The organism is Lysinibacillus alkalisoli, assembly GCF_014643595.1.
GTDB classification, from domain to species: Bacteria; Bacillota; Bacilli; order Bacillales_A; family Planococcaceae; genus Metalysinibacillus; species Metalysinibacillus alkalisoli.
Window position 1 is genome coordinate 314,144 of sequence record NZ_BMJT01000001.1, and the last position, 22,415, is coordinate 336,558.

General features: G+C 37.8%; 26 protein-coding genes. 22 read left to right on the forward strand and 4 right to left on the reverse strand.

Going from position 1 to position 22,415, the window contains the following annotated elements:
- The first annotated feature begins 20 nt into the window (after positions 1-20).
- From IEW44_RS01360 to IEW44_RS01370, 3 genes are read left to right on the forward strand one after another with little or no spacing between them, the layout of a single operon-like run.
- Entirely contained in the window at positions 21-197 is a 177-nt protein-coding gene (locus IEW44_RS01360; RefSeq protein WP_229704127.1) for a uracil-DNA glycosylase, read from the forward strand.
- Positions 194-427 (forward strand): DUF5327 family protein, encoded by a 234-nt coding sequence (locus IEW44_RS01365; RefSeq protein ID WP_188613218.1) that lies wholly within the window; start codon positions 194-196, stop codon positions 425-427. The genes IEW44_RS01360 and IEW44_RS01365 overlap by 4 nt, the downstream gene beginning before the upstream one ends.
- A gap of 18 nt (positions 428-445) precedes the next feature.
- Complete coding sequence (locus tag IEW44_RS01370) at positions 446-826, forward strand: DUF423 domain-containing protein (RefSeq protein ID WP_188613219.1); 381 nt, start codon at positions 446-448, stop codon at positions 824-826.
- A 132-nt stretch (positions 827-958) separates the two neighbouring features.
- On the opposite strand, the gene IEW44_RS01375 is transcribed toward IEW44_RS01370, so the two are convergent.
- Entirely contained in the window at positions 959-1,117 is a 159-nt protein-coding gene (locus IEW44_RS01375; protein WP_188613220.1) for a hypothetical protein, read from the reverse strand.
- A 1-nt stretch (position 1,118) separates the two neighbouring features.
- A complete protein-coding gene (locus IEW44_RS16100; RefSeq protein ID WP_188613221.1) occupies positions 1,119-1,727 on the reverse strand; it encodes a hypothetical protein in 609 nt (202 codons plus the stop codon).
- Between the two features lie 394 nt (positions 1,728-2,121).
- Between IEW44_RS16100 and IEW44_RS01385 the strand changes: the two genes are divergently transcribed.
- The gene (locus IEW44_RS01385; protein WP_373286117.1) at positions 2,122-3,171 is read left to right on the forward strand and encodes an AI-2E family transporter; all 1,050 of its coding nucleotides are present in this window, start codon (positions 2,122-2,124) and stop codon (positions 3,169-3,171) included.
- 109 nt (positions 3,172-3,280) lie between these two features.
- Here the strand turns inward: IEW44_RS01385 and IEW44_RS01390 are convergent, their stop codons facing one another.
- Entirely contained in the window at positions 3,281-3,895 is a 615-nt protein-coding gene (locus IEW44_RS01390) for a M15 family metallopeptidase (RefSeq protein WP_188613223.1), read from the reverse strand.
- Positions 3,896-3,963: 68 nt separating this feature from the next.
- Positions 3,964-4,713: a hydrogen peroxide-dependent heme synthase gene (hemQ, locus tag IEW44_RS01395; protein ID WP_188613224.1), complete on the reverse strand. Its 750-nt coding sequence runs from the start codon at positions 4,711-4,713 to the stop codon at positions 3,964-3,966.
- Between the two features lie 127 nt (positions 4,714-4,840).
- On the opposite strand from hemQ, the gene lipL reads away from it, so the two are divergent.
- The 18 genes from lipL to IEW44_RS01485 all read left to right on the forward strand — a co-directional run bounded on the left by lipL (position 4,841) and on the right by IEW44_RS01485 (position 21,972).
- A complete protein-coding gene (gene lipL, locus IEW44_RS01400; RefSeq protein ID WP_188613225.1) occupies positions 4,841-5,662 on the forward strand; it encodes an octanoyl-[GcvH]:protein N-octanoyltransferase in 822 nt (273 codons plus the stop codon).
- Positions 5,663-5,736: 74 nt separating this feature from the next.
- Positions 5,737-5,964: a YuzB family protein gene (locus tag IEW44_RS01405; protein ID WP_188613226.1), complete on the forward strand. Its 228-nt coding sequence runs from the start codon at positions 5,737-5,739 to the stop codon at positions 5,962-5,964.
- Positions 5,965-6,165: 201 nt separating this feature from the next.
- Complete coding sequence (locus IEW44_RS01410) at positions 6,166-7,035, forward strand: MurR/RpiR family transcriptional regulator (protein WP_188613227.1); 870 nt, start codon at positions 6,166-6,168, stop codon at positions 7,033-7,035.
- 5 nt (positions 7,036-7,040) lie between these two features.
- Positions 7,041-8,162: an amidohydrolase gene (locus tag IEW44_RS01415; protein ID WP_188613228.1), complete on the forward strand. Its 1,122-nt coding sequence runs from the start codon at positions 7,041-7,043 to the stop codon at positions 8,160-8,162.
- Entirely contained in the window at positions 8,162-8,962 is an 801-nt protein-coding gene (locus IEW44_RS01420) for a GNAT family N-acetyltransferase (RefSeq protein WP_188613229.1), read from the forward strand. Before IEW44_RS01415 ends, IEW44_RS01420 begins: the two co-directional genes overlap by 1 nt.
- A gap of 11 nt (positions 8,963-8,973) precedes the next feature.
- Entirely contained in the window at positions 8,974-10,080 is a 1,107-nt protein-coding gene (gene menC, locus IEW44_RS01425; RefSeq protein ID WP_188613230.1) for an o-succinylbenzoate synthase, read from the forward strand.
- 13 nt (positions 10,081-10,093) lie between these two features.
- Entirely contained in the window at positions 10,094-11,152 is a 1,059-nt protein-coding gene (locus tag IEW44_RS01430; RefSeq protein ID WP_188613231.1) for a YkvI family membrane protein, read from the forward strand.
- A gap of 110 nt (positions 11,153-11,262) precedes the next feature.
- Entirely contained in the window at positions 11,263-12,174 is a 912-nt protein-coding gene (locus IEW44_RS01435) for a LysR family transcriptional regulator (protein WP_188613232.1), read from the forward strand.
- A 65-nt stretch (positions 12,175-12,239) separates the two neighbouring features.
- Complete coding sequence (locus tag IEW44_RS01440) at positions 12,240-12,938, forward strand: CoA transferase subunit A (protein ID WP_188613233.1); 699 nt, start codon at positions 12,240-12,242, stop codon at positions 12,936-12,938.
- A gap of 1 nt (position 12,939) precedes the next feature.
- The gene (locus IEW44_RS01445; RefSeq protein WP_229704128.1) at positions 12,940-13,587 is read left to right on the forward strand and encodes a 3-oxoacid CoA-transferase subunit B; all 648 of its coding nucleotides are present in this window, start codon (positions 12,940-12,942) and stop codon (positions 13,585-13,587) included.
- 75 nt (positions 13,588-13,662) lie between these two features.
- Positions 13,663-14,301 carry a TetR/AcrR family transcriptional regulator gene (locus IEW44_RS01450; RefSeq protein ID WP_188613235.1) on the forward strand — a complete coding sequence of 213 codons (639 nt, stop codon included), beginning with the start codon at positions 13,663-13,665 and terminating at the stop codon, positions 14,299-14,301.
- A gap of 70 nt (positions 14,302-14,371) precedes the next feature.
- Positions 14,372-15,514 (forward strand): acyl-CoA dehydrogenase, encoded by a 1,143-nt coding sequence (locus IEW44_RS01455; RefSeq protein WP_188613236.1) that lies wholly within the window; start codon positions 14,372-14,374, stop codon positions 15,512-15,514.
- 36 nt (positions 15,515-15,550) lie between these two features.
- Complete coding sequence (locus IEW44_RS01460) at positions 15,551-17,182, forward strand: AMP-binding protein (protein WP_188613237.1); 1,632 nt, start codon at positions 15,551-15,553, stop codon at positions 17,180-17,182.
- A 4-nt stretch (positions 17,183-17,186) separates the two neighbouring features.
- A complete protein-coding gene (locus tag IEW44_RS01465) occupies positions 17,187-18,530 on the forward strand; it encodes an acetyl-CoA carboxylase biotin carboxylase subunit (protein WP_188613238.1) in 1,344 nt (447 codons plus the stop codon).
- A 12-nt stretch (positions 18,531-18,542) separates the two neighbouring features.
- Positions 18,543-18,755: an acetyl-CoA carboxylase biotin carboxyl carrier protein subunit gene (locus tag IEW44_RS01470; protein ID WP_188613239.1), complete on the forward strand. Its 213-nt coding sequence runs from the start codon at positions 18,543-18,545 to the stop codon at positions 18,753-18,755.
- 10 nt (positions 18,756-18,765) lie between these two features.
- A complete protein-coding gene (locus IEW44_RS01475) occupies positions 18,766-19,668 on the forward strand; it encodes a hydroxymethylglutaryl-CoA lyase (RefSeq protein WP_188613240.1) in 903 nt (300 codons plus the stop codon).
- Positions 19,669-20,439, forward strand: coding sequence for an enoyl-CoA hydratase (locus IEW44_RS01480; protein ID WP_188613241.1), 771 nt, complete (start codon positions 19,669-19,671; stop codon positions 20,437-20,439). It begins immediately after the preceding gene.
- An 18-nt stretch (positions 20,440-20,457) separates the two neighbouring features.
- Positions 20,458-21,972: an acyl-CoA carboxylase subunit beta gene (locus IEW44_RS01485; protein WP_188613242.1), complete on the forward strand. Its 1,515-nt coding sequence runs from the start codon at positions 20,458-20,460 to the stop codon at positions 21,970-21,972.
- The last annotated feature ends 443 nt before the right edge of the window (positions 21,973-22,415 follow it).

The window sequence follows — 22,415 nt, forward strand, 5'->3', positions numbered from 1 at the left end:
ATTGAATAGGAGGCATTAGATTGGCTAATTGTTTTCAATGTCACTTTTTTAAGGTGACTTGGGATACAAATAACCCTAGAGCTTGCACAGCTTATGGTTTCAAGTCTAAGCAAATCCCTTCCACAGTCGTTAAACAATCCTCAGGTATGGATTGCATGAAATTTAAACAAAAGCAACAAAGAGGTGACGGACGATGATTTCACAACAAGCCATTTTGCAGGAGATTGAAAAACAATTACAACATGCCAAAGCAGGGAATGTTACAGCATCACTAACTGCCATTAAAGCGTTATGTGATGTTGTATTACAGCAACCCGATTTAGCAACACCTACTTCTCAAAGTGTTGCGCAGCCTTCAATAATCCCTCAATCTACTCCGACAGCAGAAGAGGACGGGGCTAACGGGGATTCATTATTTGATTTTTAATAAAGGATGGGGACAAAAATGAAGAAATTTATTGTATCAGGTGCGATTCATGGCTTATTAGCCGTGGCACTAGGTGCTTTTGCTGCACATGGTTTAGCGGATGTTTTAGACGCTTATGGGGCTGATATTTGGGCGAAAGCTGTGCAGTATCAAATGTTTCATGCGGCTGGTTTATTAGTCATTGGTATTTTGATGAGCCGCAATATAATAGGGAATAATAAAGGTTTAAATATTGCGGGTTGGTGTATGAATGCTGGTATTGTCTTTTTCTCAGGGAGCTTATATATTTTAGCACTGAGTGGCATTAAGGTACTCGGCGCGATTACACCAATTGGTGGTGTATTATTTTTAATCGGTTGGCTATTTATTATTAAGACAGTTGTAAAAGAAGGCAAATAATACACTAAGAGTGTTAGATCAATGAACTATTGGTCTAACACTTTTTTGATGTACGCAAGACCAAAAGTTATGGGTTACTTTTGTTAACGTATGAATTTATATCTTGTTATCCTTTTGTTTTGGTGCATATTTTTACGTAACAAGCCATGTAGGAATGATGCGAATATAAATGATTTCAGCGAATAGTTCAATAATTGTTTGCGTAATAATTACAGCGACTACTAGTGGTGCAGGTTGAGCAGGCAAGGTAAAAGCGAGTGGTAGCACAGCGAGTGAGTTGCGTGTGCTCATGCTAAAGGTTAAAGCTCGCTCTGCTAGTATGTCTAGTGCAAATAAGCGCTAATGCGTAAGCGATAAATGGTGTAATGAGTACGAATAATACATAAATAGGAAGAACTTCTGTTAACAAGATAACGTCATGATAAAGTCTACTAATTTGTGATGCAATGACAGCAAAAAGCATAATGGCTATTAAAGGTACAGGCAACCAGATGTATAATGTGTACACCTTGCTTAAAAGATATTGACCAATCTTGTGTAAAGATAGCAGCAAGAAGAGGTAATAAAGGCAGGTATAAAAGGTGTAGGCTGTATAATGTTTAAGATGTTTTTGCCAAGAAATAGCCTTAAATATAAGGGAGGACAAATCATTTGCACAAGTAATGAGAAAGGAAGTTGTCGCTACTACTAACTTGGCATTGCCCTTACCGAGATGTGTAAGAACAACTACGTAGTCAATGCAGGGAGTGAGCAACACTAAGTCAATCCCCATCAACGCAGGCAGAGAAGGTGTAAAAAAATACGTCAATAGCCATACAAGTATAGGCACGATAATAAAGTTACCAACTACTAATGCAATAATAAAACGCTTATTAACGAAGGCATGGAGCTTTTTTGTCAATGGAATTTGGAAAAAATGCTATATAAGGTGAAATAGCCTATGTAAACAAAGCAGTAAAGCTCTCATTAGTTAAGCCTACAATACTAGCTAGGATCATTGTAAAGACATAAAGGTAAATTGGATGATTTGCTAACTGTTCACTTGTCATTTTTATGTGCAGTCCTCCTTAGGGTCGACAATTTCAAATATAAATTATGAATAAAATAATATTTTAATACAAATAATTTACAAAAAAATCGCAAATAAATGTGGGTTACGTTTGGACATGCTATTTGAAAACGTTATAATAAAAGTAATAAAAAATTATGAGCTGTCAATTTTAATGGAAAGTAATAGATGCTTTTATTATTTACATAACAAAGGGTCACCTCAACAATAAAAGGAGAATATGTGTGTGTGGAGTTTTTTAAAAAGTAATGGTTTTAAGCGCTTTGTCATTCTAGCCAGTATTATCATCGCCTTATATTTAATGAGAAGCATGATAAACATTATTTTATTAACATTTATCATCACGTACTTAATGGGGCAGTTAAGCACAAAATTGACGATTTTTATTCGTAAATATGTGCGAATTAGCAGTGCTGTAATAATTATAGCGATTTATTTGCTATTTGTTGCAGGTATTGTGGGTACGATTTATAAATACTTCCCAATTGTTTCCCATCAAGTGTCACAACTCATTAAGCTTATTTCTAACTTCAGCCTGAACCCAAATGAAAATGAGTTTACGCGTTACATCGCCCCAACTTTTGAAAAAATAGAATTAGGTAAGTATCTCGAAAATGGTGTAAACATGGTATGGGAGAATATCGCCAATATCGGGAAGATTATTATGCAAATTTTAATTTCAGCGATTCTGAGTTTATTTATTTTACTCGACAAAAAACGAATTATTGAATTTACAATGAAATTTAAAAATAGTAAAATGGCGCCCCTTTATGATGAATTACATTATTTCTCACAAGTGTTCATTCGTTCATTTGGTAAAGTAATAGAAGCACAATTTATCATAGCTGCTGTCAACTGTGTTTTATCCGTTGTAGCTCTTTATTTTATGGGATTCCCTCATTTAATTGCACTAGGTGTTATGATTTTTACATTAGGCTTAATACCAGTAGCGGGTGTAATTATATCGCTAATTCCATTGTCCATTATCGCATATAGTATTGGTGGGTTTAGTTATATCTTTTATATTTTGCTTATTATAGCGGTATTACATGCTGTAGAGGCTTACTTCTTAAACCCAAAATTAATGTCAGCTAAAACAGATCTCCCTATTTTTTATACCTTCATCATCATTATTTTCTCTGAACATTTCTTAGGCGTATGGGGGTTAATTGTAGGTATTCCATTATTCATGTTTGTATTAGATGTACTAGGTGTGACTTCTAATGGTAGTCCACCCAAAGAGCCATTACCAAAAGCACAAAAAGAATCGGTTTAACATAACAGAGGCTACAGTATAAAGTAATGTAAGGAAGGTTACAGCAGTTTATTCACAAACGCGTGAAAATTAGAAAAGTGGTAAAGGAAAAATCCTTTTACCACTTTTTTTATTTGTCTTGTGTGAGGTATTCTTCAAGGACAAGGTCTTGCTCATACATTTCTTCACTATAAGGTAAGCCAACATAACGTAAATGCCAAGGTTCAAACTCAATACCTGTAATCGCAGTTTTATGAGCAGGATAACGTAAAATAAATCCAAAGCGATGGGCATTTTGTTCAATCCATTTACCTTCTGGCGCAAGGTCCATTGTCGTTTCAGTAGAGCCAATGTCTAGCGCGAGACCAGAATGATGTTCACTATAACCTGGCTTCATGGCATATTCTGCACCTAACTCATCATAAAGTTTTTGTTGTGCTTCCACACTGCGATAGCCACTCATGACAATGAAATTTTGCAAACCATCTTTGTTAGCTGCATGGATCATATTAGCTAAGGCATCTACAACATGCGACGACAATTCAATGGAACTGTCGAATAACTGATAAGGGCGTTCGATTTGATATAAATTAACTAAATCGGTTGGGATGGCTTCGCCAGGTATGGGATTTTCTTGATTAATTAATCGCAAATTAGGGTTGGCTTCAACAGTAGATTGCTTTTGCCATATGATGATAGCAGCGATTGTTAATATAATAACTGCAAAAACAAGCCATTTTTTCATGTCATTACTCCTTATCTGTAAATAAAAAGGAACGGCATAAAAATGCTGTTCCTTTTGTGTAATCCATTTTAAATCGCTAACATATTGCGTAATTTATCGTGGTCTAACAAATTACCTACTAAGAACTCACCAAACTCACCATAGCGTGCTGAAACTTCATCGAAACGCATCTCATATACAATTTTCTTGAACTGTAAGACGTCATTAGCAAATAAAGTAACGCCCCACTCATGGTCATCAAAACCGACAGAGCCTGAGATGATTTGTTTTACTTTACCAGCATAGCTACGACCAATTAAGCCGTGAGAGTACATAAGTTTTTTTCGTGTTTCCATATCAAGCATGTACCAGTTGTCATTGCCCTCACGACGCTTATCCATAGGGTAGAAGCACACATGATTCCAACGTGGTAACTCAGGATATAATCTAGCACGTACATGTGGGTTTTGGTAAGGGTCTTCTGAAGATTCACCCGCCAAATAATTTGATAGTTCCACTACAGAAACGTATGAATAAGTTGGTATTGTGAAATCAGCAATTGCTAATTTGTTGAATGCGATTTCGATGTCATTTAACTCTTCCATTGTTTCTCGTAATGTCATTAGCATGAAGTCGGCTTTTTGACCAACGATAGTGTAAAAAGCATGAGAGCCTGTCTTATCAATGTCTGCTTGATTGATTTTTTCTAAAAATGTAATAAACTCAGCGGTTGCTGCTTCTCTTTCTTCTTGTGAGATCAGCTTCCAAGATGCCCAGTCGATTGCACGGAAGTCATGTAGAACATACCAGCCATCTAATGTAATTGCTGCTTCATTCATTATGTAAACACTCCTTAAATGTGATTAGCTTTCTCTAGCATTTTATCATACTCTATATAAAAAACCTCATAACTTGAATGTATGTGGTGTGATAAACTAAAGGTAATTATGTCTAAGGAGTTACAACATGGAGTTATTACAACAACCAATTTGGCGTTTATACGATCAATCATTGAGTGCGCTTACACAATCACCACTTACATCATTTGCAGCAGATGATACGTTATGTGAGTTAGTAGGCCAACAGCTGTCACCACCAACTGTGCGCACTTGGGTACATCAAGCGAGTGTAGTGCTAGGTATCCAAGATCATCGCCTACCTCATATTCATGAGGCAATGGCTCAATTAGCAATGAATGGTTATCATCCTATCGTGCGTAATTCTGGAGGGTTGGCAGTAGTATTAGACGAAGGGATATTGAATGTTTCCCTCGTTTTTTCAGAGCGCACACAAACGTTATCCATTGATGATGGTTATGAGGCGATGTTAGCTTTTGTACGTTTATTATTTCCTGAAACACAAGCAATTAAAGCGTATGAAATTGTAGGTTCGTATTGCCCTGGCTCTTATGATTTAAGCATCAATGGTCAAAAGTTTGCAGGGATTTCTCAGCGCCGTTTGCGAGATGGTGTTGCAGTGCAAATTTATTTATGTGTGGAAGGTAGCGGTAGTGAGCGAGCTAAGATGATACAACAGTTTTACGAAACGGGATTGCAAAATGAAACCACACGCTTTACTTACCCTGTAATCCAACCTGAAGTAATGGCTTCATTAAACGAGTTATTAAGACAAACCTTAACTGTACAAGATGTTGTAGTACGCATACAACAATTATTAATGACGACAAGTGAAGTACAGCTAAGACCGTTTAATGATGTAGAGAATGAACGCTATTTATTTTATTTACAGCGTGTACTCACTCGCAATGAAAAAATGCTCGCTAAGTAAAGCACTTGTTTGCCTGTACTAAGTGGGGTAAAATACGTTTATGCAAATACCTAATAGAAAGGGTTGTTGACACTATGGCAAACGAATTTAAAGTTTGCGATGAATGTCAGGCCGTTAATTTAAAAACATTGATTCCTAAGTTAAAAGAAATCGATCCAGAAGCAACAATTGAAATTGGCTGTCATTCTTACTGCGGGCCAGGTCGAAAAAAGACATTTACATTTGTAAATAGCCGTCCCGTTGCAGCACTAACAGAGGAAGAACTCATGGAAAAAGTGCTTGCTAAACTAAAAAGAACATAATAGGTATAATGAAAACGTCCATGATATGGTAGATATCATGGACGTTTTTTGCTGTTTATAAAGCAAAATTACATACATGAGCACTTTTTATTTTGAATTATCAGAAAATGAATTGTCTTTGTATAAAACATATGCTATAGTAGCGAACATAAATAGAAGTTTAAACTTCATTTGTGTTTAAAAAGAAGGAGTGACTTCATTTTGACGAAACAAACGATCCAACAGAAAATCGAGATGACATTTAATCAATTATCGAAAGGGCAACAAAAAGCGGCCACTTTTATTTTGCATAACATGACCTATGTTGGCGTACACGCTGCAAGTGAGGTGGGTAAGCAAGCACAAGTGAGTGAAACAACAGTGATTCGACTTTGTTATGCTTTGGGCCTATCAGGTTATGCACAATTACAAAAAGAGATTACCACATATTTATTTGAACAAAATAATAAGACAAGTAGTTTGAAAAATTATTTAACGAATAAGCAATCGTTACAAAATACAACAAAGCAATATGAAACATTAATGATGGGTGATGCGAAACGAGTGATGCATGTGGCAGAGCAAATTAGTGAAGCCGATTTCTCGGTGACTACTCAGCACTTACATCATTGCCAAACTTTATACATTGTAGGATTTGGTGCCTCTTATTTGGCGGCACAATGGATGCATTTTGCTATTGGATTATTGCGCCCGCGTATTGTTTTAGTACCACATGACCCAAGTAGTTTTGTGCGTGTTTTGCAAGAGATGACCTCAGCCGATATGTTAGTAGTTTTCTCTTTCCATCGCTATTTTAAAGAGACAGTATTAATTGCTAAGGAGGCTAAAAGTAAAGGGGTCGAGGTTGTAGCGATTACAGATGCTCATATTTCGCCAGTGGTGCCACATGCTACGATTTGCTTTGTGCAATCTTTTACAGGTGTATCCACAATAGATACAATGCCAACCATTATTTCATTTATTAATGCGTTGATTGCAGGCATGACAACACAAGACCCTACATATTATGAACAGCAAAGGCTCATTTTTGATGATTATACAAACGTATTTATGACAGACCGATGGAGTTGAGACCAATGGAACAAGTAATCACAAAAATACAACAGAAAGTTATGGAGGTGTATCAACATATTCATGCCAATCCAGAAATTAGTTGGCAAGAACAGCAAACAACAAAATATATTGAACAGCAATTAATAGCATTAGGATTAGCACCTCAATTATTAACACCAACAGGTTTATACGTAGATATTGGTGTAGGTACACCTCAAGTAGGCATTCGGGTAGATTTGGATGCCTTATGGCAAGAAGTAGACGGTGTGTTTCAAGCAAATCATTCTTGTGGTCATGATGGTCACATTGCAATGGGGATTGGAGCTGCCATGTATGTACAACAGCAAAACTTACAACAAGCTATACGGATTATTTTTCAGCCAGCAGAAGAAAAAGCACAAGGTGCAAAAGCAGTAGTAGCACAAGGTGTGATCGATCATTTACAGTTTTTATTTGGCATTCATGTGCGCCCTATTAAAGAATTATCAGATGGTCAACATGCACCTGCCATTTACCACGGGGCAGCTAAGTTAATTCAAGGGACTATTACAGGTATTGAAACACATGGGGCACGCCCTGAATTAGGGATTAATGCGATTGAAGTAGGAGCTGCAATTATTGAAGGCTTACAAAAAATATGGGCAGACCCTAATGTATCTTCTTCTATTAAAGTAACGCAATTTCAAGGTGGTGGGAGTTCAACTAACATTATTCCTGGACAGGCCACTTTTAGCATAGATGCACGTGCTCAAACAAATGAAGTAATGGAACAACTCATGGAGGGGCTCACACGTGTATTGCGAGGTGTTGAAGCCATATATCAAGCTAAAATTATTACTAATGTAAGTGCGGAAATCGTTGCAGCTCAAGTAGATGAGTTGGCAACACAATTATTAACAACCGCTATTCATACTATTGTAGGTCAAGAAAACTGTGCACCTAGTATTGTGTCGCCAGGTGGAGAGGACTTTCATTTTTATACGTATGAGTGCCCAAGTCTTAAAGCAACAATGCTAGGGTTAGGGTGCGCAGTGACACCAGGTCTACACCATCCTAATATGACGTTTAATACAGAACGACTACATGAAGGAGCACAGATTTTAGCAGAAGTAGCATGTTTGGCAGCGATGGAGGTTGAGAGCTAGTGTATGATATTCGCGAGATCACAACAATGGAAGAGTTGCTTCAAGTACAAGCATTAGAGAAAATTGTGTGGCAAGTGACAGCTCCTGTACCTACCCATCAAACATTAACCGCTTTAAAAAATGGGGGCATCGTTATTGGTGCCTATCATCAACAAACATTGATTGGTTTTAGCTATGGCTTTGCAGGCTTTCGTGAAGGAAAAAGTTATTTATGCTCTCATATGTTAGGTATTCATCCAGATTATCGCTCACAAGGGATTGGAGCATTATTAAAACATAAACAAAAAGAAGTAGCTATTATACGCGGTTATGAAGTCATGGTGTGGACATTTGACCCATTAGAAACAAGGAATGGTTACTTAAATCTGACAAAGTTACATGGCGTTTGTGACACTTATATTGAGAATTGTTATGGCGAGATGCAAGATGGCTTTAATAAAGGATTACCCTCTGACCGCTTTGAAGTGAATTGGCATATTACTTCACCTTACATTCAACAAACTCAAACATTTAATCACAATATAACAGCCGTATTTCAAATAGCACATACTAAAAGTCACCATCTTTATGTGCAAAAAGCACACCCCGTAATAGCTACAGGAGAGTATTACAGTGTACCAGTACCAAAAGATTTTCAAGATATTAAAGCGCAAGATGCTGCCTTAGCTTTGGATTGGCGTTTACAAACAAGGGCGGCCATTCAAAACTTGTTAGCACAAGACTATGTTGCTGTGGCTGTAAAGCAACATACAGCAATGAATGATTATATATTTGTACCCAAACATCAACTTGAAATATAGGAGAGAATAGTATGAAGATTACTGAGGTTACCATTCACCAATTAAAAATGAAATTAAAAGACCCTTTTACAACGAGCTTTGGAACGTTTGAGCACCGGGATTTTTTACTGCTAGAAGCTAAGGATGAGTCAGGTGTGACAGGTTGGGGCGAGTCTGTTGCCTTCCATTCGCCTTGGTATAATGAGGAAACATTACAAACAAATTGGCATATGTTAGAGGACTTTTTAATTCCATTACTTTTAAATAAAGCGATACAACATCCTGATGAGGTGTCGACATTATTTGAACCGATACGCAAAAATAATATGGCGAAATCGACACTAGAAGGTGCTGTTTGGGATATTTACGCACAACTCACCAATCAATCTTTAGCACAGGCATTAGGTGGAACGAAAGAAAGAATAGAGGTGGGCATTAGTATTGGTATACAAAATGATATTGCGACATTAGTGAGTTTAGTGGATGGTTATGTCAAAGAAGGTTACAAACGTATTAAAGTAAAAATCAAACCAGGCTGGGATGTCGAGGTAATACGTACGTTACGTGAGACATTCCCTACTGTTGCATTTATGGCAGATGCAAACTCAGCATACCGTTTAGAAGATGTAGCGTTATTAAAACAACTGGATGCCTTTGATTTAACGATGATTGAACAACCACTTGCTTCAGACGATATTATTGACCATGCTACGTTGCAAAAAGAGGTGGCAACACCCATTTGTTTAGATGAGAGTATTCATTCTTTAGAGGATGCCCGTAAAGCAGTAGCATTAGGGAGCACTAAGATTATTAATATTAAAATTGGCCGCGTGGGTGGTTTAACAGAAGCTAAAAAAATTCATGATTATTGTTTAGCCCATAACATCCCTGTATGGTGTGGTGGGATGTTGGAGTCGGGGATTGGGCGCGCTCATAATGTAGCTCTAACTACGCTACCGAATTTCATTATGCCTGGTGACACAGCGAGTTCAAGCCGTTATTGGGAGAAGGATATTATTGACCCAGAAGTCGTAGTAGTTGATGGTTATATTGATGTGCCAAAAACAACAGGCATTGGTTATACCGTTAACAAAGCCACTATTGCAGCTTATACAGAGAAGAAGAAAACGTATCGTTAAAAAGGAGATTATTATGAAACAAAGCTGGCAAATAGGTGGTGCCTTTGTAGGTATTATTGTAGGAGCAGGGTTTGCCTCGGGGCAGGAAATCATGCAATATTTCACAAGCTTTGGTGCATATGGCATTATAGGTAGCATAATTGCTACCTTAATGTTTATGGCACTCGGCAAAACTTTAGCCCGATTAGGAAAAGAGTTACCGACTACTTCGCATAAAGAGGTGATTTATTATATCGGTGGGCGTTATATTGGTACGCTATTAGACGTAGTGATTACTTTCTTTTTATTTGGAGTAGCAGTTGTGATGTTTGCAGGTGCAGGTGCAAGTGCAACATTTGAACAAATGTTTAATATTCCTGCCATGGTAGGTAGCATTATTATGGCAGTAGCCACTGTGTTAACTTTATTATTAAATGTGGAAGGAATCATTAAAGTTATTGGTATGTTGACGCCATACTTAATGATTATTATCTTTATTGTTTTAGGCTATGCATTAGTAACAAGTGATATGAGTTTTAATGACCAACATACATTAGCCCAAACGCAAAAATCGGCTGCCTCGCATTGGGTCATAGGCGCTTTACTTTATGTTTCGTATAATATTGCTGCAGGTATTGCTTTATTAATTGTTATGGGTAGTACCGCTAAAACAAAGAAGATTGCAGGTACAGGTGGCATGTTAGGTGGTTTATTATTAGGTATACTTATTGTGTTGATTAATCTTACATTATTGATGAAAATAGATGTTGTAGCTGAGGAGGCGATGCCTACATTAGCATTAGCTAAACAAATCCATCCAGCCGTAGGGATATTAATGGCTATTGCTCTTTTAGGTATGATGTATAATACAGCTGTAGGTATGATTTACTCATTTACTGTACGTTTTGTAGCCCCAGATTATCCGTATTTCAAAGGGATTATTGTTGTAATTGGTATGGTTGGCTACGGGGCAAGTTTTGTAGGCTTTACACAATTGGTTGGCAACGTATATGCGACGATGGGTTACTTAGGTTTTGCACTTATTATAGCTACGTTTATGGCAGCATATCGTCATCGTAAAAATACAATTTAAATTATCAGAATTTTCTATTTTAAATTAAAGGCGACGGATCGCATCTTTATTGTATGAAGTAAAGATGCGATTTTTTTACGTTATAATGGTAACAAGTAAGGGGTGAGAGTATGGATTTAAAAGATATTGAATTATTTTTAGCTGTTGTACAAGAGGGGAGCTTTACACGTGCAGCGCACCAACATTTTATTGCACAACCTACATTAAGCAAGGCAATTAAACGTTTAGAGCAAGCATTAGATGTACAATTATTACATCGTACAACGCGCCAAATACAAGTGACAGATAGCGGTAAAGTAGTGTATGAATATGGCAGAAAATTATTAGATACCATGACAGATTTAGAGCAATCGATACAAGATTTGCGTGAGGTTAAGTCTGGAGTGATTCGCCTAGGTATACCACCATTAATTGGCACATTATTTTTTCCCGAGATTGCGCAGAAATTTCATCAAAAATATCCGCATATTACACTGGAGTTAGTAGAGCATGGTGCAAAGACAATTAATGAATTAGTACGCTCTGGCAATGTTGATGCAGGGTTTGCGGTATTGCCATTAGAAGCATCACACTTTTCGATTATGCCATTCATCAAAGACTACTTTGTTGCTTATGTACATGTTGAACATCCTTTTGCCACACAGTCACAAATTGCAATTAACGATTTGAAAAACGAGCCTTTTATTCTTTTTTCAGAGGACTTTGCTTTGCATGATTTTGTCATTAGAGCTTGTGAGAATGAAGGCTTTACACCACGTGTGATGTATAAAAGTTCACAATGGGATTTAATTGTGGAGTTAATCGGTTTGCAATTAGGGGTAACTATCTTACCAAGAGCCATTTACGAAAAACAAGCAAATACGAATGTGAAAATTATTCCTTTAGACGAGCCCTTAATGTGGCAACTTGGCATTGTTAGTTTAAACGAGCGTTATCAAACATTCGCTCTACAAGAGTGGCTTAAGTTGATGCAAGAAGAGTGGTTTAGTTGGCATGAATTTATGCCAATAGGGAATAAATAATATGCCATAACATTATTTCCCTAATTCTCAGAAAAAAGCTACGATAAAACAAGGAGGTGGCAGAGATGAGTAAAGTAAAACAATCATTTTCAGAGGCGTTAGCCGAATTACAAGATGGTGATACCATTTTAGTTGGTGGTTTTGGTTTATGTGGTATTCCCGAAAAAGCCATCGAAGCTATTAAAGAAAAAGGAACTAAAAATCTAACAGCTGTGAGTAATAACTGTGGCATAGATGATTTTGGTTTAGGCATTTTGTTAGCCAATAAACAAATTGATAAGATGGTAGCTTCGTATGTAGGGGAGAATAAAATTTTTGAGCAGCAATATTTAAGTGGGGAGCTAAAAGTAGAGCTAACGCCACAAGGCACATTAGCTGAGCGCATTCGAGCAGGTGGTGCGGGGATTCCTGCCTTTTATACCGCAACGGGTGTTGGTACACCAATAGCTGAGGGGAAGGATACAAAAGAGTTTGATGGCAAAACATATATTGAAGAGCGCGCAATAACTGGCAAGTATGCGTTAGTAAAAGCTTGGAAGGCAGATACATTAGGCAACTTAGTTTATCGCAAGACAGCACGTAATTTTAATCCGCTAGTAGCAACTGCAGGGAAAATTACTATTGCGGAGGTAGAAGAGGTTGTTGAAGCAGGCGAGTTAGACCCTAATGACATTCATACACCTGGTGTATACATACAACATGTTATTTTAGGGGAAAATTATGAGAAACGTATTGAGCGTCGCACTACTAGAGGAGGTAACTAATATGCGTGAAAAAATTGTACGTCGTGCTGTACAGGAGATTTCAGATGGTATGAATGTGAATTTAGGTATTGGTATGCCAACCTTAGTCGCTAATGAAATCCCTGCTGATTATCAAGTGCTATTACAATCCGAAAATGGCTTGTTAGGTATTGGGCCTTATCCTACAGAAGCAGAGATGGATCCTGATTTAATCAATGCAGGTAAAGAAACAGTAACAGCAGTGAAAGGCGCTTCTTATTTTGACAGTGCAGAATCATTTGCTATGATTCGTGGGGGGCATATTGATGTAGCTATACTGGGCGGTATGGAGGTTTCAGAGACAGGTGATTTAGCGAATTGGATGATACCAGGTAAAATGGTTAAAGGGATGGGTGGCGCTATGGACCTTGTTCAAGGGGCCAAGCGAGTTATTGTTATTATGGAACACGTATCAAAACATGGTGAATCCAAAGTGAAAAAAGCATGTACGCTACCTTTGACAGGACAAGCTGTCGTACATCGCTTGATCACAGACTTAGCTGTATTTGATTTTACAGATGAAGGTATGGTTTTAGTAGAGAAAGCGGCAGATATTTCATTAGCAGAATTACAAGAAAAAACAGAAGCTCTTTATCGTATAAGTGACGATTTAAAAGAAATAGCTCTTTGATGTTATGAAAAGCGTCGAAAATGCAAAAATATTTGTTTTGCTTTTGAAAGATGTTATGGTATTCTTAAACAAAGCATGAAAGTAGGAACTATTGTGACATCTTTAAAGCAAAGCATCATTGACGCATCATTATCACTTTTTAAAGAACATGGGTATAATGGCGTTACCGTTAATCAAATTGTACAGCATGCAGGTACATCAAAAGGTGGATTTTATCACCACTTTACATCAAAGGATGAATTGCTCTATGAAATTCACGATGTTTTCATTTCTTATGTGCTCAAAAATGCCAAAACAGCATATCACGATTATCATACACCAATAACGCGTTTAGTCGCTATTTTACGTACTTTTACAGAGGTTTTTCATACATACCAAGCACATATTATTGTGTTCTATGAGGAAAGCCAATCGTTATTAGGTGATGAGAGAACGCTAATTAAAGCAAAGCGTGATGAGTATCGCAAATTATTGCAACGTGTGATTGAGGAAGGTCAAACTTGTGGTGACTTTAGAAAAGTTTTGCCGCCTATTATCGTTACGATGTCAATTACAGGTATGATTAACTGGACGTATAAATGGTACAAACAAGATGGTACGTTAACGATGCAACAAATTACTGCGATATTTATAGATATGATTTTGCGAGGGATTGTAACTAAACAAGGGGAGCAAGAGGCAAGTTTATATTTTTTACATGAACCAGAGCTATAATTTAAACTTTGGTTTTAATTTTACACTAAACAAACCGACTGGTCGGTTTCAACACAAGGGGGACTTTATTATGAACTTTGAATTAACAAAGGAACAAGAAATGATTCGCAACATGGTACGCGATTTTGCTGAGAAGGAAATTGCACCTTATGCTAGAGAAGTAGACAAATCTTCAACAATGCGCATTGAACATTTTCAAAAAATGGCGGAATTAGGTTTGATGGGCTTACCATTCCCTGAAAAATACGGTGGTGCAGGTGCAGATACGGTATCTTACGCCTTAGCTGTAGAAGAAATAGGTAGAGCATGTGGTGGCACAGGTTTGAGTTATGCAGCTGCTATTAGTTTAGGTGCATCACCAATTTATTATTTTGGTACAGAAGAACAAAAACAAGAATGGTTAGTACCTTTAGCTAAAGGTGAAACATTGGGGTCATTTGGTCTCACAGAGCCTAATGCGGGTTCAGATGCAGGAGGCACGCGTACAACGGCTATTGTTGATGGCGATGATTATGTAATTAATGGCGAAAAGTGTTGGATTACAAATGCAGGGCATGCTAGGCAAATTATTGTAACAGCAGTGACAGGCAAACGAGCAGATGGTAAGAAAATTATCTCATCTATTATTGTGCCAACAGATGCAGAAGGTTTAACAATTAATTGTAATTATGACAAAATGGGTGTACGTGGTTCTAATACATGTGAGATTGTATTACAAAATGTTCGCGTGCCACGTAGCAATCTATTAGGGGATGAAAAACGAGGGTTCTCACAATTTTTAAGTACGTTAGATGGGGGGCGTATTTCAATTGCAGCATTGTCTGTTGGGATTGCCCAGTCAGCATATGAGAAAGCATTAAAGTTTGCACAAGAACGTGAGCAATTTGGTCAACCTATTTCCAAATTCCAAGCCATTCAATTTAAATTAGCGGATATGGCAATGGAAATTGAGCTTGCTCGTACATTAGTACACAAGGCAGCGTGGCTCAAAGATGCGGGCAAGCCATTTGGTAAAGAAGCAGCAATGGCTAAATTATTTGCATCAGAAATGGGCTTCCGCACATGTAATCAAGCGATTCAGATTCATGGTGGCTCTGGTTATATGGAAGAATACGATGTAGAACGTCATTTGAGAGATGTAAAATTAATGGAAATTGGTGAAGGGACTTCTGAGATTCAGCGCCTTGTGATTTCACGCTTAATTGGTTGCTAGTACTTTAGTGAATGTAAAATCATAAGGAGGGTTTGCATGGCAGAACTTGTACAAAAGACAATTGGACAATTGTTAAAGGAGCAAAGTAGTAAATATGCAAAACACGAAGCAGTAGTTTATCCAGACCGAGATTTACGTATGACTTATGAGCAATTTTACGAGAAGTGTCGCACAGTAGCTAAAGGTTTAATGGCATTGGGGATTGAAAAAGGCGAGAATATTGCCGTATGGACAACAAATATTCCAGAGTGGGTACAGTTACAATTTGCTTCAGGCTTAATGGGAGCACCAATCGTAACAGTTAATACAAATTATCGACAAAGTGAATTAGAGTATTTGCTAAAACAGTCGGATACTACAACATTAATTTTAATGAGTCAATATCGCGACCACTCTTTTATTGAGACCGTGCAAGCCATTTGTCCAGAACTTGTTAATCATAAAGGTGAGTTACATTGTGAGCGTCTACCACATTTAAAACGAGTTATTTTAATTGATGGCACTGCAACAGGTGCCTTGACATGGCAAGATGTTTTGCAAGGGGCAGCCAAAATTAGCGATGAAGCATTGGATGACAGGCACGCGACGTTAACACCAGATGATGTGATTAACATACAATATACATCCGGTACGACAGGGTTTCCAAAAGGTGTGATGTTAACACACAGCAATCTTGTTAATAATGCAATTAATATTGCAGAGTGTATGCGTTTAACGGATGAAGATCGCCTTTGTATTCCAGTGCCATTTTTCCACTGTTTTGGCTGCGTTATTGGGACATTAGCTATTGTATCAGTGGGAGGTACTATGGTACCTGTACAAGAATTTTCACCAGATGCGGTGTTAGCAGCGATTGAAAAAGAGCGTTGTACAGCTGTTCATGGTGTGCCTACCATGTTTATTAGTAAATTAAATTCACCGAATTTTGAGAAATATGATGTTAGTACACTTCGTACAGGGGTAATGGCAGGTTCTACTTGCCCAGTGGAGGTAATGAAGGCAGTTATTGATAAAATGGGCATGACGGATATCACCATTTGTTATGGACAGACAGAATCGTCACCTGTAATTACTCAAACAAGAGTAGACGATGACTTTACTGCTAAAGTGGAGACGGTAGGTAGAGCACTAGCTAATGTGGAAGTAAAGATTGTTCATCCCGGCACAGATCAAGAAGTAGCACCTAATGAACAGGGGGAACTTTGCACAAGAGGCTATCATGTTATGAAAGGTTATTATAATAACGAGGAAGAAACAAATAATGTCATTGATGCAGAAGGTTGGTTGCATACAGGTGACTTAGCTACCATGGATGAAAATGGATTTGTACGTGTGACAGGGCGCTTAAAAGATATGATTATTCGTGGTGGTGAAAATATTTACCCTCGAGAGATTGAAGAGTTTTTGTATACACATCCAAAGATATTTGACGTACAAGTAGCGGGTGTACCCGATGTAAAGTATGGTGAAGAAGTTGTAGCATGGATTATTGTGCACGAAAATGTTGTATTAACAGAAGAGGAAGTACGTGAATTTTGTAAGGGACAAATTTCTCGACATAAAATCCCTCGTTATATCCATTTCTTAACAGAATATCCGATGACAGCTTCAGGCAAAATACAAAAATTTAAATTGCGTGAAGATTTTATTTCAAATCATTTGGGGTGATCATATGTTTAAAAAAGTACTGATTGCAAATCGTGGTGAGATTGCACGCCGTATTATACGTACTTGTAATCGTTTAAATATAGCAACAGTAGCCGTTTATTCTGAGGCAGATGCTGATGCATTGCATGTACAAGAAGCAACGGAGGCGTATTGTATTGGCAAGCCACCTGTTGCACAAAGCTATTTGAATATTGGGAAAATAATAGAGGTAGCACAAAAAAGCGGTGCGGAAGCGATACATCCAGGCTATGGTTTGTTATCAGAGAATGCAAACTTTGCTAAGGCTTGTGAGGAGGCGGGGCTCCAATTTATTGGGCCTAGTGCACAAGTAATGCAAACAATGGGAAGTAAATTAGAGGCTAGAAAAACGATGAAAGCTGCGGGTGTACCTATTGTAGAAGGTGTTGAAACAGCGATTGAAAATGCTGAGGAGGCAAAAAAGATTGCACAAAATATTGGCTATCCCATTATGCTAAAGGCTTCAGCAGGTGGCGGTGGCATTGGTATGCAACTTGTTGAAGATGAAAAAGATTTAACACAAGCATTTGAGAGTAATCAAAAGCGAGCAGCTAGCTTTTTTGGAGAAGGCACGATGTATATGGAGCGTTATATTGCCGAAGCGCATCATATTGAGGTGCAAATCATTGCTGACAAACATGGTAATATTGTGCCTTTATTTGAAAGGGAATGTTCTATACAGCGCCGTAATCAAAAGGTAGTTGAGGAGGCGCCATCGCCATCTATCTCTGAAAAAACGCGAAACAATATGTTGCAAGCCTCAGCACAAGCTGCTAAACATATTGGCTATGTTAATGCAGGTACAATTGAATATTTAGTAGACGATAATGAAAATTTCTATTTTCTAGAGATGAATACACGCTTACAAGTTGAACACCCTGTGACAGAAGAAATTACAGGACTAGACTTAGTTGAAGCCCAATTGCTAGTAGCAGCTGGAGAGGCACTACCATTTACAGCTGAAACTGTGAAAAAAACGGGGCATGCGATTGAGGTTAGAATCTATGCAGAGAACCCTAAAAACTTTTTCCCATCGCCAGGTACTATCACGCAGTGGTTATTACCAGAGGGAGAGGGAATACGTAATGAGAGTGGCGTAATGGCTAACAGTGTTGTCACACCATTTTACGACCCAATGATTAGTAAATTAATTGCTTATGGTACAACACGTCATGAGGCTATTCAACGTTTAACACGAGCATTAGATGATTTTGTTGTAGAAGGCATTCAGACAAATATTCCTATGTTACAGCAAATTATGCAAACAGAAGCATTTATTAAAGGAGAGACAACAACAAAGTTTGTTGAATATTATTATCAACCACAATGAGGAGTGAACGTCATGACAATGGTAAAAGCAAGTATGGCAGGTACAGTATGGAAAGTGTTAGTAGCAGAGGGGGATAAAGTGAATGCAGGGCAAGATGTAGCCATTTTAGAATCTATGAAAATGGAAATACCTATTGCTGCAGAAGAAGATGGTGTAGTAACGAAAGTCATTGCAAATGAAGGTGACTTCATTAATGTAGATGACGATCTGATTGAATTAGGATAGGGGGATTATAATGAAGTTGCCAAAGAAGGTAGTCATTAAAGAAGTTGGTCCACGAGACGGATTACAAAATGAAAAAGTGCAGATCGAAACGAGTGATAAAGTATCATTTATCAATTTGTTGAGTGATACAGGGCTTTCTTATATTGAGGTAACTTCATTTGTACACCCTAAGTGGATTCCTCAATTGAGTGATGCATTTGAAGTAATGCAACAAATTAAACGTCAACAAGACGTTACATATGCAGCGCTCATTCCGAATATGCAAGGACTGGAAAGAGCATTACAGGTGGGCATTGACGAGGCAAATGTTTTTATGTCGGCAAGTGAGAGTCATAATAAAAATAATATTAATAAAACCATTGTAGATACTTACCCCGTCCTGAATGAAGTGGTACGCCATGCGAAACAGCAACAGTTAACAGTACGTGGATACGTATCAACAGTATTAGGATGCCCATATGAAGGTGATGTATCACCACAGCAAGTGCTAGATGTTGTGCATCGTTTATTTGATATGGGTGTGGATGAGATTTCGTTAGGTGACACAATTGGTGTAGGTGTACCTAATGAAGTAGAACGTTTATTAGAGGTGTTATTAAAATCATATAAGCCACACCAATTTGCTATGCACTTTCATGATACAAGAGGTACAGCAATCGCTAACATCATAAAGTCTATGGAAATGGGTATTACCATTTTTGATAGTGCAGTAGGTGGTTTAGGAGGTTGTCCCTATGCTAAAGGTGCTTCTGGTAATGTGGCAACAGAAGATGTGTTATACACATTAAATAAAATGGGCATTACAACGAATGTTTCATTAGAGCGCTTACTACAAGCGGCTCAATATATCGAACATAAAATTAATCGTACGGTGAATTCTAAACAAATGGCGATTTTAAGGGGTGAGGACTAAATGTCACTTGTTACGTTACAAACACAATTTGGTGTAGGAACAATTACGTTAAATCGTCCTGAAGCAGCAAATGCGATGTCGATTTCGCTCTTGCAAACATTGAGTGAAATATTACAAATGGTTAGTCAGCGTCAAGATATTTATGTCGTGATTTTAACAGCATCAGGTGACAAAGCTTTCTGTGCAGGTGCAGATTTAAAAGAGCGAAAAGGGATGACTGAACAAGAAGTGAAACGAGCAGTTCGCTTGATTGGTGCAACAGTGAATCAAGTTGAGCAACTGCCACAGCCTGTAATTGCGGCAATAAATGGGGTTGCTTTTGGTGGAGGTTTAGAGTTGGCACTCGCTTGTGATATTAGAGTGGCAAGTGAACAAGCGAAGATGGGATTAACAGAAACCTCTCTTGCTATTATCCCTGGTGCAGGTGGTACACAGCGTCTACCAAGATTAATTGGAATTGCCAAAGCGAAAGAATACATCTACACAGCGAGACGTTTAACAGCTCAACAGGCATTACAAGCTGGTATTGTTACACATTTATTTAGCGATGTTTACCAAGGGGCACAGCAAATCGCAAAAGAAATCGCAAAACAGGGCCCACTTGCACTTCAACAAGCTAAAAAGGCAATGAATACAGGGAGCGAGGTTGATTTGCAAACTGGTTTAGCCATTGAGGCATTGGCTTATGATGCATTGATACCTACACGAGATCGTTTAGAAGGCTTACAAGCTTTTGCAGAAAAAAGAACGCCCCATTACAAAGGGGAATAATATGGGGAGGAATGACAAATGAGCGAAACAATGAAAGATAAAATTTTACAAGGTGGTCAACCTAAATATCACGAAAAAAATAAGGCACAAGGTAAATTATTTGCACGCGAACGTCTAGCCTTGTTATTAGATGACGGTTTACAGTCAGAAGATGGTTTATACGCGAATGCTTTAGCAGGAGATTTACCAGCAGATGGCGTTATCACAGGCATTGGTAAAGTAAATGGGCAAACTGTCTGTGTGTTAGCGAATGATTCGACGATTAAAGCAGGATCATGGGGGAAACGCACAGTTGAAAAGATGATTCGTATTCAAGAAACAGCTGAGAAATTACGTTGCCCAATGTTATATTTAGTTGACTCGGCGGGAGCTAGAATTACAGACCAACTTGAAATGTTCCCAGGGCGACGCGGAGCGGGCCGTATTTTTTATAATCAGGTAAAGATGAGCGGTCGAGTACCACAAATTTGTTTGTTGTTTGGTCCATCTGCAGCGGGTGGCGCTTATATTCCTGCTTTTTGTGATATTGTTGTAATGGTTGAAGGAAATGCTTCTATGTATTTAGGTTCTCCTCGAATGGCGGAAATGGTAATTGGTGAAAAAGTAGATTTAGAGACGATGGGTGGTGCTAAGATGCATTGTTCTGTGTCGGGTTGTGGTGATGTATTAGCTAAAACCGAAGAGGACGCCATTGCCTATACACGCAAATATTTAAGCTACTTCCCAAGTAATTATACAGAGCGCAGTCCAGTAGAAGCACCTAAGCCACCAGCAACGTTTGAAAAATCCATTGCTGATTTGATTCCTCAAAATCAAAATGTACCTTTTAATATGTATGATTTAATTGATCGTTTAATTGACGAAGATAGTTTTTGTGAAGTGAAAAAGTTATTTGCGCCAGAGCTTATTACGGGGTTAGGGCGTATTGATGGGCAACCGATTGGGATTATTGCTAATCAGCCAAGAGTAAAAGGTGGCGTATTATTTCATGATTCAGCAGATAAAGCAGCTAAGTTTATCTCACTTTGCGATGCTTTTAATATTCCGTTAGTCTTTTTAGCCGATGTACCAGGATTTATGATTGGTACACAAGTCGAGAAGGTAGGTATCATTCGACACGGTGCCAAAATGATTTTTGCGATGAGTGAGGCAACGGTACCTAAATTAACTGTAATTGTACGTAAAGCATATGGAGCTGGCTTATATGCAATGGCTGGGCCTGCATTCGAACCAGATTGCTGTATTGCTTTATCCAATGCTCAAATTGCAGTGATGGGACCTGAAGCCGCAGTAAATGCCGTGTATGCTAATAAAATTGCCGAATTACCCGAAGAAGAACGCACAGCCTTTATCAATGAAAAGCGCAAAGAATATCAAGAAGAAATTGATATTTACCGTTTGGCTTCGGAGTTAATTGTAGATGATGTAATTGAGCCTAATGAGTTACGCCAAGCGTTAGCTACAAGGCTTCCCCTCTATATGTCTAAATATGTGACATTCACAGACCGTAAACATGGTGTAAATCCAGTATAAAATAAAAAAACAGCTTACAAGAATAAAATCTTGTAAGCTGTTTTTTTATTTTTAGGTCATTTTACATCAACTTTTTTGCATAATCATACGTCTAATAGCATTTTATTTTTAGTGTAGTCACAAATGTGAACTAATCTTATCTATAGTAAGTAAATATGTTTTAAAATACGAGTGAATTCAAGAGGGGAATTTGAAGATAAAATTTCTTGTATAAAAAACTGAATATAAAGTAATGATATCAAATTTATAACTATCAGCCTATTTTTTTAATGATAAAAGCAATGTTGTCAGTCGACCGTCATCACAATGAAAAATAAGGCCTAGCATAAACGATTCGATTTTTGTGAAGATGGTTTGAATTACTATCTTTTGGATAAAAAATAATGTCATTATGATAGAGGGGTAATAAAAAATACTCTATAGAACAAAAAAATAGTATCTGA

Coding starts and splice junctions, on each gene's coding strand:
- IEW44_RS01365 (WP_188613218.1), top strand. CDS start 194: ATGATTTCACAACAAGCCATTTTGCAGGAGATTGAAAAACAATTACAA.
- IEW44_RS01370 (WP_188613219.1), top strand. CDS start 446: ATGAAGAAATTTATTGTATCAGGTGCGATTCATGGCTTATTAGCCGTG.
- IEW44_RS01375 (WP_188613220.1), bottom strand. CDS start 1,117: ATGAGCACACGCAACTCACTCGCTGTGCTACCACTCGCTTTTACCTTG.
- IEW44_RS01390 (WP_188613223.1), bottom strand. CDS start 3,895: ATGAAAAAATGGCTTGTTTTTGCAGTTATTATATTAACAATCGCTGCT.
- hemQ (WP_188613224.1), bottom strand. CDS start 4,713: ATGAATGAAGCAGCAATTACATTAGATGGCTGGTATGTTCTACATGAC.
- lipL (WP_188613225.1), top strand. CDS start 4,841: ATGGAGTTATTACAACAACCAATTTGGCGTTTATACGATCAATCATTG.
- IEW44_RS01405 (WP_188613226.1), top strand. CDS start 5,737: ATGGCAAACGAATTTAAAGTTTGCGATGAATGTCAGGCCGTTAATTTA.
- IEW44_RS01415 (WP_188613228.1), top strand. CDS start 7,041: ATGGAACAAGTAATCACAAAAATACAACAGAAAGTTATGGAGGTGTAT.
- menC (WP_188613230.1), top strand. CDS start 8,974: ATGAAGATTACTGAGGTTACCATTCACCAATTAAAAATGAAATTAAAA.
- IEW44_RS01430 (WP_188613231.1), top strand. CDS start 10,094: ATGAAACAAAGCTGGCAAATAGGTGGTGCCTTTGTAGGTATTATTGTA.
- IEW44_RS01435 (WP_188613232.1), top strand. CDS start 11,263: ATGGATTTAAAAGATATTGAATTATTTTTAGCTGTTGTACAAGAGGGG.
- IEW44_RS01440 (WP_188613233.1), top strand. CDS start 12,240: ATGAGTAAAGTAAAACAATCATTTTCAGAGGCGTTAGCCGAATTACAA.
- IEW44_RS01445 (WP_229704128.1), top strand. CDS start 12,940: ATGCGTGAAAAAATTGTACGTCGTGCTGTACAGGAGATTTCAGATGGT.
- IEW44_RS01450 (WP_188613235.1), top strand. CDS start 13,663: ATGAAAGTAGGAACTATTGTGACATCTTTAAAGCAAAGCATCATTGAC.
- IEW44_RS01455 (WP_188613236.1), top strand. CDS start 14,372: ATGAACTTTGAATTAACAAAGGAACAAGAAATGATTCGCAACATGGTA.
- IEW44_RS01460 (WP_188613237.1), top strand. CDS start 15,551: ATGGCAGAACTTGTACAAAAGACAATTGGACAATTGTTAAAGGAGCAA.
- IEW44_RS01465 (WP_188613238.1), top strand. CDS start 17,187: ATGTTTAAAAAAGTACTGATTGCAAATCGTGGTGAGATTGCACGCCGT.
- IEW44_RS01470 (WP_188613239.1), top strand. CDS start 18,543: ATGACAATGGTAAAAGCAAGTATGGCAGGTACAGTATGGAAAGTGTTA.
- IEW44_RS01475 (WP_188613240.1), top strand. CDS start 18,766: ATGAAGTTGCCAAAGAAGGTAGTCATTAAAGAAGTTGGTCCACGAGAC.
- IEW44_RS01480 (WP_188613241.1), top strand. CDS start 19,669: ATGTCACTTGTTACGTTACAAACACAATTTGGTGTAGGAACAATTACG.
- IEW44_RS01485 (WP_188613242.1), top strand. CDS start 20,458: ATGAGCGAAACAATGAAAGATAAAATTTTACAAGGTGGTCAACCTAAA.